General features: G+C 46.2%; 13 protein-coding genes. 7 read left to right on the top strand and 6 right to left on the bottom strand.

Going from position 1 to position 17603, the window contains the following annotated elements:
- The first annotated feature begins 74 nt into the window (after positions 1-74).
- Positions 75-968 carry a porin Omp33-36 gene (omp33-36, locus tag FTU82_RS05775; RefSeq protein ID WP_180101125.1) on the top strand — a complete coding sequence of 298 codons (894 nt, stop codon included), beginning with the start codon at positions 75-77 and terminating at the stop codon, positions 966-968.
- A gap of 82 nt (positions 969-1050) precedes the next feature.
- Here the strand turns inward: omp33-36 and FTU82_RS05770 are convergent, their stop codons facing one another.
- The 4 genes from FTU82_RS05770 to FTU82_RS05755 all read right to left on the bottom strand — a co-directional run bounded on the left by FTU82_RS05770 (position 1051) and on the right by FTU82_RS05755 (position 6179).
- A complete protein-coding gene (locus FTU82_RS05770; RefSeq protein ID WP_180001001.1) occupies positions 1051-3021 on the bottom strand; it encodes a choline BCCT transporter BetT in 1971 nt (656 codons plus the stop codon).
- A gap of 175 nt (positions 3022-3196) precedes the next feature.
- Positions 3197-3910 carry an ion channel gene (locus FTU82_RS05765; RefSeq protein ID WP_005095099.1) on the bottom strand — a complete coding sequence of 238 codons (714 nt, stop codon included), beginning with the start codon at positions 3908-3910 and terminating at the stop codon, positions 3197-3199.
- Between the two features lie 228 nt (positions 3911-4138).
- On the bottom strand, positions 4139-5845 hold the full coding sequence (locus tag FTU82_RS05760; RefSeq protein ID WP_180001002.1) for a cation acetate symporter: 1707 nt from the start codon (positions 5843-5845) through the stop codon (positions 4139-4141).
- Between the two features lies 1 nt (position 5846).
- Entirely contained in the window at positions 5847-6179 is a 333-nt protein-coding gene (locus FTU82_RS05755; RefSeq protein ID WP_004890697.1) for a DUF485 domain-containing protein, read from the bottom strand.
- Positions 6180-6361: 182 nt separating this feature from the next.
- Here FTU82_RS05755 and FTU82_RS05750 point away from each other — a divergent pair, with 182 nt between their 5' ends.
- Together FTU82_RS05750 and FTU82_RS05745 are read left to right on the top strand one after the other, a co-directional pair.
- On the top strand, positions 6362-9853 hold the full coding sequence (locus tag FTU82_RS05750) for a PAS domain-containing hybrid sensor histidine kinase/response regulator (RefSeq protein ID WP_180001003.1): 3492 nt from the start codon (positions 6362-6364) through the stop codon (positions 9851-9853).
- Positions 9854-10263: 410 nt separating this feature from the next.
- Positions 10264-11025, top strand: a complete 762-nt coding sequence (locus FTU82_RS05745) for a hypothetical protein (protein ID WP_005095093.1) — start codon at positions 10264-10266, stop codon at positions 11023-11025.
- A gap of 80 nt (positions 11026-11105) precedes the next feature.
- Here FTU82_RS05745 and FTU82_RS05740 read toward each other — a convergent pair whose 3' ends face one another.
- Positions 11106-11756: a response regulator transcription factor gene (locus tag FTU82_RS05740; RefSeq protein ID WP_004281370.1), complete on the bottom strand. Its 651-nt coding sequence runs from the start codon at positions 11754-11756 to the stop codon at positions 11106-11108.
- A gap of 377 nt (positions 11757-12133) precedes the next feature.
- Between FTU82_RS05740 and msuE the strand changes: the two genes are divergently transcribed.
- From msuE to FTU82_RS05720, 4 genes are all read left to right on the top strand, one after another.
- Positions 12134-12868, top strand: a complete 735-nt coding sequence (gene msuE / locus FTU82_RS05735) for an FMN reductase (protein WP_180001004.1) — start codon at positions 12134-12136, stop codon at positions 12866-12868.
- A 29-nt stretch (positions 12869-12897) separates the two neighbouring features.
- A complete protein-coding gene (gene sfnG / locus FTU82_RS05730; RefSeq protein ID WP_180001005.1) occupies positions 12898-14010 on the top strand; it encodes a dimethylsulfone monooxygenase SfnG in 1113 nt (370 codons plus the stop codon).
- A gap of 181 nt (positions 14011-14191) precedes the next feature.
- Positions 14192-14812, top strand: coding sequence for a riboflavin synthase subunit alpha (locus FTU82_RS05725; protein ID WP_180001006.1), 621 nt, complete (start codon positions 14192-14194; stop codon positions 14810-14812).
- 120 nt (positions 14813-14932) lie between these two features.
- On the top strand, positions 14933-16348 hold the full coding sequence (locus FTU82_RS05720; protein WP_100534522.1) for a deoxyribodipyrimidine photo-lyase: 1416 nt from the start codon (positions 14933-14935) through the stop codon (positions 16346-16348).
- Positions 16349-16413: 65 nt separating this feature from the next.
- Here the strand turns inward: FTU82_RS05720 and FTU82_RS05715 are convergent, their stop codons facing one another.
- Entirely contained in the window at positions 16414-17595 is a 1182-nt protein-coding gene (locus FTU82_RS05715; protein WP_180001007.1) for an acyl-CoA dehydrogenase family protein, read from the bottom strand.
- Positions 17596-17603 lie beyond the last annotated feature (8 nt).

The following is a 17603-nucleotide window of genomic DNA, read 5'->3' as shown; positions in this document are numbered from 1 at the left end:
TTGATGCCATTTTTCTTTATACTGTCACTGAGGCAGGTTGGACATTTGATTTCTAGAGTTATTCGCATTTCTCTATTTTATCAAAATTCAACCTGCTTTGTTTCAGCATACTTTTTGAAACACCACCTCAATTCGAAGTTCAAGGTCAGTCAGAGTACATCGATAACACTGCAAATGACAAAGACTTCACTGGCGCTGTTCAAGGTACTTATTACTTTAAAGATGTAGATGCTTCTAAAGGTCCTTTAGCTGAAGCTGCTTTCCTAAACCAAGCATCTAATGTTGCTCTAGCGTATAGCTATGGCGAAAATGGTCAAGAAGAAGCTGGACGTTCACGTACTGTAAATCATACTTACGGCGTGAAAGGTGAAACTTATATCCCAACTAAAGTTGTGCCTGTTTATGCAAGCGCTTCTTATAGCCATACCATCGCGGATAACAAAGCGGGTAAAGCAGACGGCAATGGCGACCGCTATGCATTAGAACTAGGTGCTTTAGTTGCTCCTAACTTCTTGGTGGCTGTGGGTTATACCAGCGTTGCTGACCAAACTTCTTATGATGCATTCAACATTCTTTCTAATGGTGTTGTTAAAGCTGGCTTAGAATCTGAAACAATTGATGAAGACCAAGACGCAATCACTGCCCGCACTAAATATGTAGGCGCGATTGACGGTACTAACATGTCAATTGGTTTTGAAAGTGGCTTGGTTTATGGTGAAGACACTGCCTACAACCTAGGTACTACGCTTTTCCTTAACCCACAGTTAAGCGTTGGCGCATCTTATATGGAATCTAGCTATGCTGGTTCTCCAGACAAAGCTTGGGGTGCGAACGTAAACTACTTCATCACTCCTGCTGTTGCAGTTGGCGCAACTTATGTAAATGCTAACTACGAAGCAAATCTTGCGCAAAATGCACAAGTACGTGACACACAAACTGTTGGCGTAAATGCTAAATTCCGTTTCTAATTTTCAATTAGATGCTGAATAGAAAAAAGGACGCTTGATGCGTCCTTTTTTATTATTGCTTGATTTTCAGATTTAGATACGCTTATTCCGGTGTACGCACCAGACTTAAAAAGTGCAAATGTCGCTCATATTGATCAATAATATCCTGGAGCAGATCTTCCTGCGTCCATTCCATCACGTCATAACTCTGCCCGCCTTCTCTCAAGAATACTTCCGCCTGATAGGAGTCTGCTCCTGCACACTCCGGCTCCGACATAAAGCTTGGACTTAAAGTCTGGGTCGCATTGACCTGATAGATAAAATTAATTTCATCCTGATGATCAACACGGAGCTGTATACCGTCTTCTAGCGGACTAATCGTCACGTGTAATCGGCGCCGTTTCAATTCACTCTGAAAGCTGAGAAATGCCTTATTCACTGTATTTTGAATATACTGCTGCACCTCTTCCTGAGTGTGCGGATAATGCATAATCAGGCCTAATCGCTGTTGCCAGCTGCGCGGATTCTGGATCGCACGCGGGGTAATCCGTGCGGCTTGCAGCGCATGCATTTTGGTGACATCCAGATGTAAGGCTTTGATTAATCCCCAGCACATCAGCAGCATAATGAAGGTAAATGGCAAAGCACTCATGATCGTGGCCGATTGCAAAGCCTCTAAGCCTCCTGCCAGTAAAAGGATGATAGCCAGTAAAGCCATGAGTACGGTCCAGAACAGACGCTGCCAGGTCGGTGAATTTTCACTTTTTGCTGTCAGATAATCAGTCACCAATGCTCCTGAATCGGCAGAAGTCACAAAGAACAGCATCACCAGTAAAGTCGCAATGATACTGGTCACTGAGCTGAAAGGCAGATTAGCTAAAAATTCGAATAGAGCCACAGAGGAATCACGTTGAACTGCTTCTAGCAAGCTGGTATTGGCTTCATGCATAATGCTATACAGCGCAGCATTGCCCATAAAGCCCATCCAGATCAGGGTAAATCCAGTCGGGATCAGCAATACACCCACGATAAATTCACGAATACTGCGCCCTTCCGAGACCCGGGCAATAAACATCCCGACAAATGGCGACCAGGAAATCCACCAGGCCCAGTACATGATGGTCCAGCCCCCAATCCAGCCACTTGGCTGATAGGCATACAGATTAAAGGTCATACTGAACAGATTTGAAACATACTGGCCGGCATTCTGAATAGTCGTCTGTAACAGATAAATACTCGGACCTGCCACAAAAACAAAAATCAGCAACAGCAGTGCAAGTACCAAATTTAGTTCAGATAAACGTTTAATTCCTTTGTCTAATCCAAAAAATACGGAAGTCGCCGCCATGGCACTGACCACAATAATCAAAATGACCTGAGTACTGGGTGCCTGTTCAATGCCAAACAAATAGTTCAAACCCGAGTTAATCTGGGTCACGCCAAAACCTAAAGTCGTGGCTACGCCAAAGACTGTACCAATGGTGGCAAAGGTATCGACCCCATCCCCAATCGGGCCATAGATTTTTTTGCCAATCAGCGGATACAAGGCTGAGCGAATTTTTAAGGGGAGTTGATGCCGATAAGCAAAATACGCCAGCGACAAACCGACGAGCGTATAAATGGCCCAGGCATGCAGCCCCCAGTGAAAGAATGTCACTCGCATGGATTGCTGTGCAGCCATTACCGTTTCTGGCTCGCCGGCAGGTGGCGTGACATAATGCATTACTGGCTCGGCCACACCAAAGAACATTAGTCCGATGCCCATGCCTGCAGTGAATAACATCGCAAACCAGGAGGTACTGCTATATTTAGGCTGACTATGATCAGGCCCCAGTTTGATTTTACCCATGTCTGACAGGGCAATATAAACCAGAAGGATGAGAAATATCGCCACCGACAATACATAGAACCAGCTAAAGGAGGTGGTAATCCACTGGTTCAGTTGCTGGGTGAAAACTGAAAAAGCATCGGGTGCAAATACGACCAACGCTAAAAATATCGCAATAATGGCGACAGTACTAATAAAAACATTTGGATTGATATTGGCAAACCAGGATGGTTTTGTGGAAGGCATACCTCCTCCATTTTTTAAAAATTGGATCGACAAACAGCGTCAAATAATTATTGGTAAGGTCAAAATGATCAGACAGATTCAGTCTATGGAAGCTAGATCTCCTGCTATTTTAGGATGTTACACAAAATAAAGCCGTTAAGTTACTGTAACCAATACAATAAAAGGATGAACTTCATTACTCAGGCGGGTTTTCTCTATTTTTCACGTTCTTTTTATGAGGTAGACGTGCGATATATTGCAAGGCAATTAAGCGGGATACAATCAGCGCCAGATACATCACCCCGACAAACATCTGGATAATTGCCAGCATCCGTGCCAGCGGACTGACCGGCATCACATCCGACAAGCCCGTGGCGGACTGGACACTAAAGCTGAGAAAGATCAAATCTAGCCAAGGCTGATGGGCTTGCAAGTCAGGATCTGAAAAGCTATAAGGCACCCATAACTGGCAGACACTATAAAGAAAAGCAAAGCCCCAGGCCAGTAAGGTAAATACCGCTCCAGCTGCAAAGAGTTCATCTTTGGTAAGATAGCGGTCATGAAACATATAACGCAACAGGCCATAAGCAGCACTAAAATATGCACTGGCTTCAAACAGATTCGCCGTCACATAGACCCAGGTATAGCGCAGGCCCAAAACAATCAGTGAAGAAAATAGAATTGCGCCGGCCACAAAGCTGAGTCCTAAAATGGTAAACATCGGCGTCTGGCGAATGACCTTGGCAATGACCAGTAACACCAGGACACCGAGCATCCAGGTGATTGCCCGATAGGGCAGGTTTTCATAACTCAACATGGACAAGATCAAAATCAGCAATTGTAAACAAAGCAGCCATGCTGAGGGCAGATGGGTAAAACTGTGCCAGAACTGCTGCAAAGATTGCTTCATACTGCCCTTCTTGTTTGTCTAGTCATGCACGCATGTATTGTTATTTTATCAGGCTTAACATAGCATGATTAAAGCAGTATATAGCTGTACGATTTATATGCAAAGATTGAAAAAATCAAAGTAAAATCTAGCGCACCCAAATTCAGTACGGCGCTTGCTCTAAAAAATTTGGAGCATAAGGGCATAAAAAAAGTCCCTTACGGGACTTTTTTTGCAGGATATCAAATCTTAGTGATCTGATGCTCCTGAGATACCGATACCGGTTTGTGAACGTACAAACTGAGCATCAAAGGCTTTGCGTTCTGCTTGAGCCTGTGCTGAATTATCTGTCACAGAGAATAACCAGCAGCAGAAGAATGACAATGGCATCGCGAAGATTGCAGGACCATTGAACGGGTTCACTGGTGTATCAGAAATACCCAAAGTATCGACCCATACTGCTTTAGACAGCACAATCAAGGTTACTGCGGTTACCAGACCTGCAACACCACCAATCACTGCACCACGTGTCGTCAAGCCTTTCCAGAACATAGACAATACCAGTACCGGGAAGTTGGCACATGCTGCAACCGAGAACGCCAGACCGACCATGAAGGCTACGTTTTGTTTCTCGAACAGAATCCCGAGAATCATCGCGAAGATCGCAAGACCTAAAGTCGCAATCTTAGACATACGTAGTTCAGATTCAGGCGTGGTTTGGCCTTTCTTCAAAACGTTGGCATACAAGTCATGCGAAATTGCTGAAGCACCTGACAGGGTCAAACCAGCAACGACTGCAAGAATCGTGGCAAATGCGACTGCAGAAATAAAGCCCATGAACAGGTCGCCGCCCACTGCATCAGACAGGTGCACCGCAGCCATGTTATTACCACCAACCAGCTCCAGCTTGCCAGTCAATGCCATTTTCGCAACATCAAGGAATTGCGGGTTGTTCGATACATACAGAATCGCACCGAAACCAATGATGAAGGTGAGCAGGTAGAAATAACCAATAAAACCTGTCGCAACTACGACTGATTTACGCGCTTCTTTAGCATCTTTTACCGTGAAGAAACGCATTAAAATATGTGGAAGACCTGCTGTACCAAACATCAATGCCAGACCTAAAGAAATCGCATCAATCGGATTAGACGCCAGACTACCCGGACCCATGATTTTGGTCGCATCTGTCAGGCTCAAGTCATGTACTTTTGAGTAGACACCAATCGCCTGTTCAAACATGTTGGTAAAGCTGAAGCCCACACCTTTCATGACCATGAATGCCATAAAGGTTGCACCAGACAGCAACATCACCGCCTTGATGATCTGTACCCAAGTGGTTGCCAACATACCGCCGAACATCACGTAGGCCATCATCAACAAGCCAACGATCACGACTGCAATATTATAGTTCAGACCGAATAGAAGTTTGATCAGCTGACCTGCACCCACCATCTGTGCAATCAGATAGAACGCCACCACAACCAGCGAGCTTAAAGCAGCCAAGGTACGTACCGGTTTTTCCTGTAAACGGAAAGACACTACGTCTGACAGGTTGTATTTACCCAGGTTACGCAGACGTTCTGCCACCAGGAACAATACGATCGGCCAACCGACCATAAAGCCCAGTGAATACAGCAAGCCATCAAAGCCTGACAGGAACACCATCGCGGAAATACCCAGGAAAGAAGCTGCTGACATATAGTCACCGGCAATCGCCAGGCCATTCTGAAAACCGGAAATACCGCCACCGGCCGTATAGAAGTCTTTGGTGCTGGTGGTTTGTTTCGCTGCCCATTTGGTAATGAACAGTGTTGCACCTACGAAAATCACAAACATGATAATTGCAGGCCAGTTGGTTGGTTGCTGTTCTGCTGCACCCAAGTCAGGACCAGCGAAAGCCATACCTGAAGCCATAAGGGTGGTCGCCAGGGCAATAAGAGAATTCCATTTCATCTTAACGTGGTCCTTTTTCATGAGCGATTGCTTCAACTTCACGGATTGCTTCTTCGGTCAATTGATCCAGTTTGTTATTGGCAATGTAGGAATACACACCACACAAGAGAAACGACAAAACAATGATGCCCAGACCGAGTGGAATACCCCACGTGGTCACACCACCTGAAAGTGAAGACAATAGAAACTCTTTGTTATAGCCGACCAAAAGCATGAAGCCGACATAAACGAATAACATGATTGCCGTAAGCGTCCAGCTAAGACGACTTTTCTTGGCAACCATTTCTTTGAATTTTGGATTTTGTAGAATGCGATCTACTTGTACCTCATCCATAATTACTCTCCTGAAGCCCAACCTTGGGCTGCCTATTTTTTAATTCGAATTATCACTATTACAACTTAACAAGAATCATATGTTCTTGTAATTTAGACTTTGGTCGTTAAAAAATGACCAATTTAAACTGCAGCGTTCATGATGCGCTATCATAGCGGCATGCTCAGCACACATCAGGCTATATGAACAGTTGGCTCATCATAGGGGTACTTGCCCTCTATATCGCATTGCTCTTTATCTGCGCTTTTTACGGGGAAAAACATGCCAGCCGGCTGAGTACCCGTGGGCGCATGCTATTGTTTAGTTTAACTTTAGGGGTGTACTGTTCATCCTGGACCTTTTATGGCGCTACCGGCGCTGCGGTACGGGAAGGCATTATTTTCCTGCCGATCTATCTTGGCCCGCTGTTATTCGTTGCCGTCGGTTATGATATCTGGCGCCGATTAGGACGGGTACGACAGCATCATGCGATTTCCTCAATCGCGGACTTTGTCGCGGCGCGCTATGGTAAAAGTGGCCCGCTGGCATCGCTGGTCACCATTCTGGCAGTGGTCGCGATTGTGCCTTATCTGGCTTTACAGCTACGCGCCATTGCCCTGAGTGCCGCAGTCATTCTGGAACCATCTGCCGGAATTGCCAACACCACCAATGGGGTGCTGTTTTTGACCGGTGTACTGGCCATTCTGGCGATGATCTTTGGCACCCGGCAGATTGCCAATACTGAACAGCATGGCGGTCTGATGCTGGCCGTGGCCTTTGAATCCTTTGTCAAGCTCTTTGCCCTGCTGGCAGTCGCCTGTTTCTTTATGTTTGAAGCACCAGGAAATATGGCACAGATCAGCACAGATATCAGTACCACCTTCCGTGATGTCCAGCTGTTTGGGGTTCCGCAAAGTTTCTGGGTTCAGACCTTGCTGGCAGCCCTGGCAGTTATCTGCCTGCCACGCCAGTTCCATGTGGCAGTGGTGGAGCTGCGTGATGAAAAACATATCCGCGGTGCACGGCGCTGGTTTGCGGTTTATCTGATTCTGACCACGCTGGCGATTATTCCGATTGCCAGCTGGGCATTGCATGCGGCGCCGCAATATCTGGCAATTCCAGATGTGGCGGTCCTGTCCTTACCCCTCAGCTATAATCAGGACTGGCTCACTTTATTGGCATTCTTGGGCGGCTTTTCCGCATCTACCGGGATGCTGCTGGTGTCTTCTGTGGCACTTTCCATCATGCTCAGTAATGATCTGATTATGCCAGCGCTATGGCGTTTGAAACTGATTTCCCGACATGATAAACGCTTGCCACTGGTACTGAAATTTACCCGCCGGATCTGTATTCTGGGCGTGATGTTAATGGGCTTCCTGTTCTTCAACTTCTTTAATGATATTGATCAGCTTTCTGTTTTTGGCCTGTTGGCCTTTAGTGCGGTAGCACAATTCGCCCCTGCCCTGATCGGTGGCCTGTACTGGCGCGGTGGTAGTAAGCAGGGCGTATATGCGGGTCTGTTGACCGGTTTTGCCTTGTGGTCCTATACCCTGCTGTTTCCCACCATTCTGCGCAGCCTGCCAGAAGCCTATCACCGCTTTAGCCAAAGTCTGCTCACTAACGGCCCTTTTGGCTGGAACTGGTTACGTCCTGAAGCGCTGATCGGTTTCGAATCGTTTGATCCGCTGACGCATGGGGTGGTCTGGGCACTGGGCCTGAATACAATCCTATATATTTGGATCTCGCGGATTTTCCGTCCGAGTATTGCCGAACAGATTCAGGCTGAAAGTTTCTTCTATTATGAAACCAAGCCACTGCCATCGCAGAGTCCCTCAACTGAAGTCAGTTATTCGCATCAGGATGTGGCGCGTTTAAAAGTCGGCGATCTGATTACCCTGGCCAAGCGCATTACCGGTGAAGGGCCCACTACCCGCGCTTTTCAGCAATTTTGTACCCAAAACAGTGTCGAACTGAATGAAAATAGCAGCGCCAATGGCATGTGGTGGCGTTTTACCGAACAATATCTGGCCGGTACCATCGGGGCAGCTTCGGCACGTACCCTGCTGACCACGGCCATGGTCAATAATGGCCTGGCCTTGGGTCAGGTCGCCAACATTCTCGATCAGGCCTCGCAATGGCAACGTTTTAACCAGAATCTGATCATGACCATGATTGATCACATGACCCAAGGGGTCAGCGTAGTCGATGAAAACATGTGTCTGGTGGCCTGGAATAATCAGTATCTGAAACTGTTCGATTATCCGACCGATATTGTCTATGTCGGCTGTCCAATCGCAGATCTGATCCGTTATAACGCCGAACGTGGTGAATGTGGGCCGGGTTCGGTCGAAGAACATGTCCGCAAGCGTATTCACTGGATGCAGGTCGGCAGTGCCCATGAATTTGAACGGATTCGTAAAGATGGCCGGGTCATTCAGATGCGTGGTAATCCGATCGAAGGGGGTGGTTTCGTTACGACTTTTGCCGATATTACTGCCTTCCGTGAAAATGAAGCCGTCTTGGAAGCCCGGGTTCAGGATCGTACCCAACAGCTGGCAGATGCCTTGTCCGAACAGCAACTGGCGCGTGAACAGGCCGACAAAGCCAATATGTCGAAAAGCCGCTTTATTGCCGCCGCCAGTCATGACCTGTTGCAGCCGATGCATGCGGCGCGTCTGTTCAGTACTGCCTTGGAACAAAGCGTGCAAAATGACGAAGACCGCAAGACCTTGCAGCAACTAGATCGTGCCCTGCATGGTGCAGAAAGCATGCTGTCTGCGCTACTGGATATTGCCCGACTGGAAGGCGGTACCATTCAGCCGAAACGTCAGGCCTATCCGCTACATGACCTGCTCAGTGATCTGGAACTGCAGTTTAAATCCATTGCGGCACAACGTGGCATTCAATTCAGTGTACATGATGCGCAGTTCTGGATTGATACCGATCCACAGTGGATTCGCCGGATTATCCAGAACTTTGTCAGTAATGCGCTGCGTTATACCGCCAAAGGTAAAGTGATGGTCGGGGTCTTACGCTCCAGTACCAAACCGAATCATATCCGCATTGGCGTCTGGGATACCGGACCGGGGATTGCCGAAGAACAACGTATCAAGCTGTTTCAGGAGTTTGAACGTTGCGGCCATACCTCTCCATGGGGTGAACAGGGCCTTGGACTGGGTCTGGCCATCGTACAACGCATGACCAGCATGCTGGATTATCCTGTGCATGTGTATTCGGCGCTGGGCAAAGGCTCCTGTTTTATGATTGAAGTGCCTGTCATTGCAGCACCCAAAGTCGTCGCTGCACCTGTTCAGGCCGTACCACTAAAAACCAAGGCGTTTAAAATCCTGTGTCTGGATAATGATGAAACCATTCTGGAAGGGATGGCGACCTTGTTGAGCAAATGGGGTTATCAAGTCTTTAAAGCCACCGAACCAGAGCAGGCATTGAGGCTGATTCAGCAGGAAAATATTCAGGTCTGGCTGGTCGATCAGCATCTCAATCAGAACAAGATCGGTTTAGACTTTATTCTGGAACAGCGCCGCAATGATGTTCCGGTGGCGCTGATTACTGCCGATTCCGATCCGGAATTGCCACAGCGCCTGAAAGAGCTGAATATTGTATTGCTGAAAAAACCACTGAAACCTGCATCCTTACGATCATGGTTATCCGGACTGAAAATTTCTGATTCCTAAGATTGTATTGCATTCATGAATGCCCATTTTAAAGCTTAAAATGGGCATTTTTTATACTCAACTGCCACAGAAAATCACCTAGCTTGCATAAAATTTATTCTAATGTGCTAAAAGCAGCAAATATGCCGAAAATACAGCCGAATAAATTGACCAAAATGTTCATTTTCTAATTCACCATGGCAAAAAATGACCAATCTGTACCTGTACAGCAGTACACTTATTTACAATTAATTATCTATTTGTTTTAACTCATAATTAAAGGGTAATTTTCCAGCACTATAACTTTAGTCGTATTTTTTATCAGCTATGCTTGGCTCTAAAAATAGAGGAATAAGAAACGATCAGTTTCCATCTCATACATGCCTTGATTGTTTGGGTAGCTGATCTTTCTGCATATCGGAGTTCTTCACATGAACATAGATCAAAACCATGGCCTGAATCAGGCCCAGCAGTTCCACCGTCAATATGGCGCCAATGCCTTATTGCCAAGCATTGACTGGGCACAGATCTTTAAATACAGCAAGCTGAATGATGCCCAGTATCAGGCGCTGGAAACGCTGTATCAGAGTGCAGTCCCGCTGGCACTGCAAGTTTTTGATGAATTACATTTTGATGTCTTTGAACCTTATGCTTACAAGCCGCAAGGACTGGGTCTGTTTGAACGGATTGCCGAGCAGGAAGACAAACTGCTTCAGTCTTTAGAAGCTGAAACAGCGGATCTGCCGGCGCAAACTCGTCATCAGATCTGGAGCATGTTGCTGCGTGGTGGTGCCGTCCTGGTGTTTAAGGCCTGGCTGGGTAAAGTCAAAAACGAAGATAACTGTCTGGATACCAGCCAGTTTGACGAGCTGTCTGATTTACTATTTATTAAAACCTGCCCGCATGAGCTAGCGCAGCGTTTACATGTCGATCCGAACACGCGCGATGATCATATCTTCCTGATGTATGACAATGAAGTCTATCTGGACCGTTTTAACAGTCTGGAAACGGCTGCACTCTTTGTCGATCTGGGTGTTTATGATGCGACTTTCCTGAGCCTGCGAGATGATCGCGTGGCAGAGTATCTGAAATCCAAGGGTTATGTCACCGAAGATCAGATCGATGAATTGCAATGTGCCTTAAATCCATTATTCTGCGATGATTTCACCCGCAAGCAGGATTATATTGCTTAATATATGCATGCTTTTTCACTGAATTATTCAGATAAAAAAAGACCTCCAAGGAGGCCTTTTTCCATGCGGATATACAGAACTTACATTTTCCGGTCTTCAATATTCAGTGCATTAATGGCCAATACCGCTTGTGTCCGGTTTTGTACGCCAAGCTTACGGAAAATTGCAGTCACATGCGCTTTAATGGTCGCTTCTGACACGTCCAGTTCATAAGCAATCTGCTTATTCAGCAAGCCTTCGGCCACCATCATCAATACTCGGAACTGTTGTGGGGTCAAAGACTGGATCCGTTCCGCCAAAGCCGTTTCATCGGCAGCACGCGGGTCAAAGTTCATATTGGCTGGCAGATTTGGCGGTAACCAGATCTCACCTTCCAGCACTTCGCGAATCGCTTCACCAATATGGCTTGGATGGGCAGATTTTGGAATATAGCCCATGGCACCATGCGCAATGGCACGCTGGATAATACTGACTTCTTCATGCGCAGACACGACAATGATCGGCAGCGACGGATATTGCGCGCGGACGTGTACCAAGGCAGAAAAACCTGATGCGCCTGGCAAATTTAAATCCAGCAGCACAAGATCAGGCTCGGGGCCATTTTCTAGACGTTCATAAAATTCATTGACTGCCGCAGTTTCATGAATCTGGGCTTGTGGCAGGCTATAACGTACAGCCTGAATCAAGGCATGACGAAATAGTGGATGATCATCAACGATTAAAATATTCATAGGCAACGTGAGAGAGATCTTGGCACGGTAGACCCTATTCTAACCACACAACCCGGTTAAGGATATGCAAGACTCTACAATTTTTAAAATAATATGCAGTTTTTCTTCAAAATCACCATTTTTCGCGGTATTTCAATAATTATTTAATTCTCATCACTTTTTTATATATAACGTATTCCTAAATTAAAAAGCTTAGCTATATTCAATATAAATCTACATATCAAAAACTTATATTAAAATTAATGCTTATAAACCAGGCTTTTTTCATATATCGAAAAATCAGATAACTTTTCAGCTTTTCGTTATTTTACAGCCCGGCACTGAATCGGGATTAATAAGGACATTCCGAGATTACTCCTATTTTTCAGGTTCTAAACATGTCTAATTTTAATGCGCAAAAACCCTTAAATATTGTTGCCGTATCGGGTGGTTTAAATCATCCGTCTAAAACAGAAGCCTTGGTTCAGGCCATTATTGATGAACTGGGTGAAGCGACACCAATTCATGTACATTTTATTAAATTTAGTGAAATTGGTTCGCTCCTGGGTGGTGCGATTTATCGTAATCAATTACCGCAGCGTGTTCAGGATGATCTGGCCGCAGTCGAAGCTGCAGATGCGCTGATTGTTGGTACACCCGTATATCGCGCTTCATTTACCGGCTTGTTTAAACATTTCTTTGATTTTGTCGAGCAGACTGCACTGGTCGATGTACCGGTACTTTTAGCAGCTTCAGGTGGTAGTGACCGACATGCGCTGGTGCTCGAACATCAATTACGTCCATTATTCAGCTTCTTCCAGGCTCAGACTTTACCGATTGGCGTGTATGCGACTGATCGTGATTTCACTCCTGAATATACCATTCACAGTGAATTGCTCCGCGATCGTATTACCCTGGCAGTAGCACGTGCCCTGCCTATTCTGGAATGGACACCGGCCAAAGGACAACGTGCCGAAGTCGTTAAAGCAAAAACCCAACAGGCCAACCAGAACTTGAGCATCAATAAACAAATCGAACAAGAAGAAGTCTTGCCCTCTGCGGCTGTACCAAGTCTGGATGCAGCAGAATCCCGCTTGCACAGTAAAAAATCAGCGCAAACGCAAGTTGCTTGATCAGCGATTTTCACTTCGAGGGTTGAAATATGTCACAACAGCAAATACAGCAAGACATCAAATTTGCGTATTGGGTTCCGAATGTCAGTGGCGGTTTTGTCGTCAGTACCATCGAACAGCGTACCGACTGGAGCTATGAATATAACGTGCGTCTGGCACAAGCAGCAGAAAAAAGCGGTTTTGAATATGGTCTGACCCAGATTCGTTTTGCGTCAAGCTATGGTGCAGAAAACCAGCATGAATCTGTCAGCTTCAGTCATGCCTTGCTCGCACAAACCAGCAAGATCAAGTTAATTGCAGCAATTTTACCCGGGCCGTGGAAACCTGCGCTTGCGGCAAAACAATTGGCCAGCATTAACCAGCTCAGCAATGGCCGGATTGCGATTAACGTGGTCAGTGGCTGGTTCCGTGGCGAATTTGATGCGATTGGCGAAGCATGGCCAGAGCATGACCAGCGTTATGCCCGTTCAGAAGAGTTTATTCGCAGTTTGCGCGGAATCTGGAATACGGATCACTTTAATTTTGATGGCAAGTTCTATCAATTTAAAGACTATACCTTACGCCCACAACCGCTCCCGGATAAACCGGTCGAGATTTTTCAGGGTGGCAGTTCACGTGCGGCGCGCGATATGGCTTCACGTGTTTCAGACTGGTATTTCACCAATGGCAACACCCCTGAAGAGCTGAAAAAACAGATTGATGATATTCGCGAAAAAGCCCGGGCCAATAATCACACTGTAAAAATTGGGGTCAATGCCTTTATCATCGCACGTGATACTGAAGAACAAGCCAAAGCGGTGTTACAGGAAATTATTGATAAGGCCAATATCAAAGCAGTGAAAAATTTTGCTGAAGCGACACGTGAAGCCGGTGCCTCGACAACTGAAGGCGAAGGCAACTGGGCAAAATCAAGTTTTGAAGATTTAGTCCAGTATAACGACGGTTTCAAGACCAATTTAATTGGCACACCGCAGCAAATTGCTGAACGTATTGTAGTTTTAAAAAATATTGGAGTCGATCTGGTGCTTTCCGGTTTCTTGCACTGTATTGAAGAAGTCGAATATTTTGGAGAAAAGGTGTTGCCATTGGTGCGTGAGCTAGAAGTACAACAACAGCAGGTTGTGCAGGCTAAATCCGCTTAAATCTAAGTGGTGCTTATGCCCAAATATTATAATAATGACGGCACATTGCAAATTTTCCCCTCAAGGCTCGGCTTGAGGGTTTTTTTATCCGGACAGAAACCAAGCAGTCCAGTAAAGCGCTAGCCGGATTTAGCTTTCCTGCCTACAATGGGATGCAATTGCAAGAATAGACGTTTTAACTATGTATACCGGTATTGTCCAAGGCCTGGAACAGGTCATCGAGATTCGCAAAGGCGATGGTTTTATTACCCTGTTGGTCAGTGATCAGCACGGCTTTTTTGCAGATGTGTTTATTGGCGCCAGTGTGGCAGTAAATGGTGTCTGTCTCACGGTGAGCACGATTGACCGGGCGCAGAAACAGATTCATTTTGATATTTCCAATGTCACCTTGGCGCTTACCACCTTGAAAGCCTTAAAAATTGGTGATGAAGTGAATATTGAACGCTCTGCCAAAGTCGGTGCAGAAAACGGTGGACATAATCTGTATGGCCATATTGAAGGCAGGGCTAAGGTCATCCAGATTGAAGCTCGCGGTGAAACCCTGCATATCGATTTACAGATTCCAGAGGGCAATATCAAGTACTTCTTCCTAAAAGGCTTTATCGGGCTAAATGGCTGCAGCCTGACCGTGAACCGTGTCGATCGTGCCCACAGTGAAATTTCGATTGACCTGATTCCAGAAACCTTGCGTCTGACCACCTGGAAGCACATCCAGGTGGGCGATACAGTGAATTATGAAATTGACCAGATGACCCGTACTTTGGTGGATACTCTGGAAAATATTTATCAAGCCAAAGCTTAATGGTATAAAGAGACTGGTACGTGCAAAAATCAGTCTCCTATCATATTAATATTTTAATACTATTCCATCGGTAGCAGATTGCCTAAAATGCAGGCTAACTCCCTGATTTAAGAAAGTACCATGCATCTGATCTGGTTTCGCCAAGACCTTCGAATTCAAGACCATGCCGCTTTGTGGCATGCCACTCAACAAGGCCCCTGTGTGGCTTTGGTGGTGCTTTCTCCTGAGCAATGGCAGTTACATCAAGATGCGCCGATCAAAATCGATTTTTATCTGCGACGGCTACAGGTTTTCAAACAGCAACTAGAACAACTGAATATTCCTTTAATTGTGCGAGAAGTCGGCTTGTGGCGTAATCTTGCTGATGAGATGTTAGCACTCTGCCAAAACTTGCAGATTGATAGCGTGCATGCACATATTGAAGTTGGGGTCAATGAACTACAGCGTGATTTCAAGGTTCAGCAACGACTAGAACAGCAGCAGATTCGGGTCGAGCTGTATCATGATCGCACCCTCTTTCCATTGGCGAGTATCCGCAATCAGTCCAATCAACCCTATCAAGTCTATAGTGCCTTTAAGAAAAAATGCTATGAGCGGCTGATTCTCGATGTGCCTTCTGCTTATCCTGTGATTGCGTCTCAGGACTTGCTCGAATTGCCTGCAGAGCTGACACATTTTGATCTGGAAAAGTTTGCGGGTCGCTATTCAATAGAAAATTCTGAAAAACTTTGGCCCGTAGATGAAACTCATGCCCTACAGATGCTGGATGATTTTATCGAAGACCGCTTAAGCAGCTATCAAACAGATCGTGATATTCCAGCGCTTAATGGCACCAGTCAACTCTCGCCTTATTTAAATATCGGCATTCTCTCGATCCGCCAGTGCATTCAGGCGCTGTTTAAACAACATCATGGCTATTTCCAGATCGATGATCTCGGTCAACAAACCTGGCTGGATGAACTGCTGTGGCGTGAGTTTTATCAGCATACCCTGTTCGATTTTCCCCGCGTTTCCAGACATCGCCCGTTTAAAGAAAATACCGATAAAATCCAGTGGCGGCATGCACCTGAAGATTTGGCAGCCTGGCAACAGGGCCAAACCGGGATCCCGATTGTAGATGCCGGGATGCGGCAGCTACTGGCCACCGGCTGGATGCATAATCGGGTGCGCATGATTACCGCAATGTTCCTGTGCAAAAACCTGCTGATCGATTGGCGTTTGGGAGAAAGCTGGTTCATGCAGCAGCTGATTGATGGTGATCTGGCAGCCAATAATGGCGGATGGCAATGGTGTGCTTCGACGGGTATGGATGCGGTGCCTTATTTCCGGATTTTCAATCCGGTCAGCCAGTCACAGAAGTTCGACCCGAATGGGGATTATATCCGTCAGTGGGTGCCTGAACTGGCGCATCTGGATGCCAAAAGCATTCATGAACCCTACGCCAAAAACCCTGACCGTGAACTGGACTATCCAAAACCGCTTGTGGATTTAAAATCTTCCCGTGTCCGGGCAATCGAGGCTTTTAAGCAGCTTTAAAAAAGACCCGTCATCTTAAAAATAATAAAACAGCTTCTCATATAGAGGCTGTTTTATTATTAGGATCAGGAATAAAAACTTGGATCAGGCACTTTTCCGGTCAGCACCCATTCCCCCACTTCCTGATATTTATAATCCACCGGATCATGCAAGGTTTGAGTCCGAACATTACGCCAGAACCGGTCCAGATTCAGTTGCGCAGTCGTTGCCCGTGCACCCATGACCTGAAAAATATTCTGGGTGATATATAAAGAGCTATTGGTCGCGGCAATTTTGGCGGTGGCAATCGCAATCGAGACTTCACCACGCTGCTCGGCAGTCAGATCAGGGCCGATATTCCAAGCTTTCTGCAAGGTCTGAATGGCTTGATCTGCCAATAAACGCACGCTTTCCAGCTGCACATAAAACTCGGCAAAATGCTTTTGGGTAAAAGGATCATTCACTGCATGTTCAGCCAAGGATTTTGACCAGGCTTTTTGGGTTTGTACGGTCTGTTTGGCAACTTCAAAAGCCCCTTCGGCGACACCGAGAAACATATGCACAAATATCAGCTGCGCAATCAATGGACGTAAACTGGAATACGGCGTACTCAGTGGCCCCGGATTGAGCAGCAATTCATCCCGGTGAATGTTGACCTGTTCAAAATGACTGGTGCCGCTGTCAGTCTGGCGCTGGCCCATATTGTTCCAGTCGCCTAGAAAGCTCACACCCTGTCGCTGGGTAGGAATCACGCCAATCAGCAATTTTCCTGCTTCGTTATAACCTGAACACAGCAACATATCCGAATCGATCGAACCAGAACAAAAGCTTTTATCACCATGGAAAATATATTCATGTTCTGAGACTTGAGTTGCCGTGGTACGACGATCCAGCGGATTGAGAGTATTGCCCCAGAACAGATTATTTTGGACAGTCTGTGCAAACCATTTGCCATATTGCTCAGGTTGGGAAAATAGCTGTACGGTGGCAATCAATAAATGATGAAATCCATAAATATGCGCCAGAGAGCTATCGACCTGCGCCAGGGTCTGAATGGTTTTAAAAATTGTCCGCCAGTCTGCACCCTGTCCACCATAGGCAACAGGAATAGACAAGCCGAGCAGACCACTGTTACGGATCAGGTCTCGTTCATGCTTGGGATTACCGCCCTGCTTGTCTCGCACTGCGGCAGTTTGGGCAAATTGTTCTGCCAGTTTCTGGGCAATATCGACAGGAGATTGATCTAAATATGGTGATTGTACATTCATTATTTTAA

This window comes from Acinetobacter sp. YH12151 (genome assembly GCF_013418355.1).
Lineage (GTDB): Bacteria > Pseudomonadota > Gammaproteobacteria > Pseudomonadales > Moraxellaceae > Acinetobacter > Acinetobacter pseudolwoffii.
This window is presented reverse-complemented; position numbering and strand designations above follow the sequence as displayed.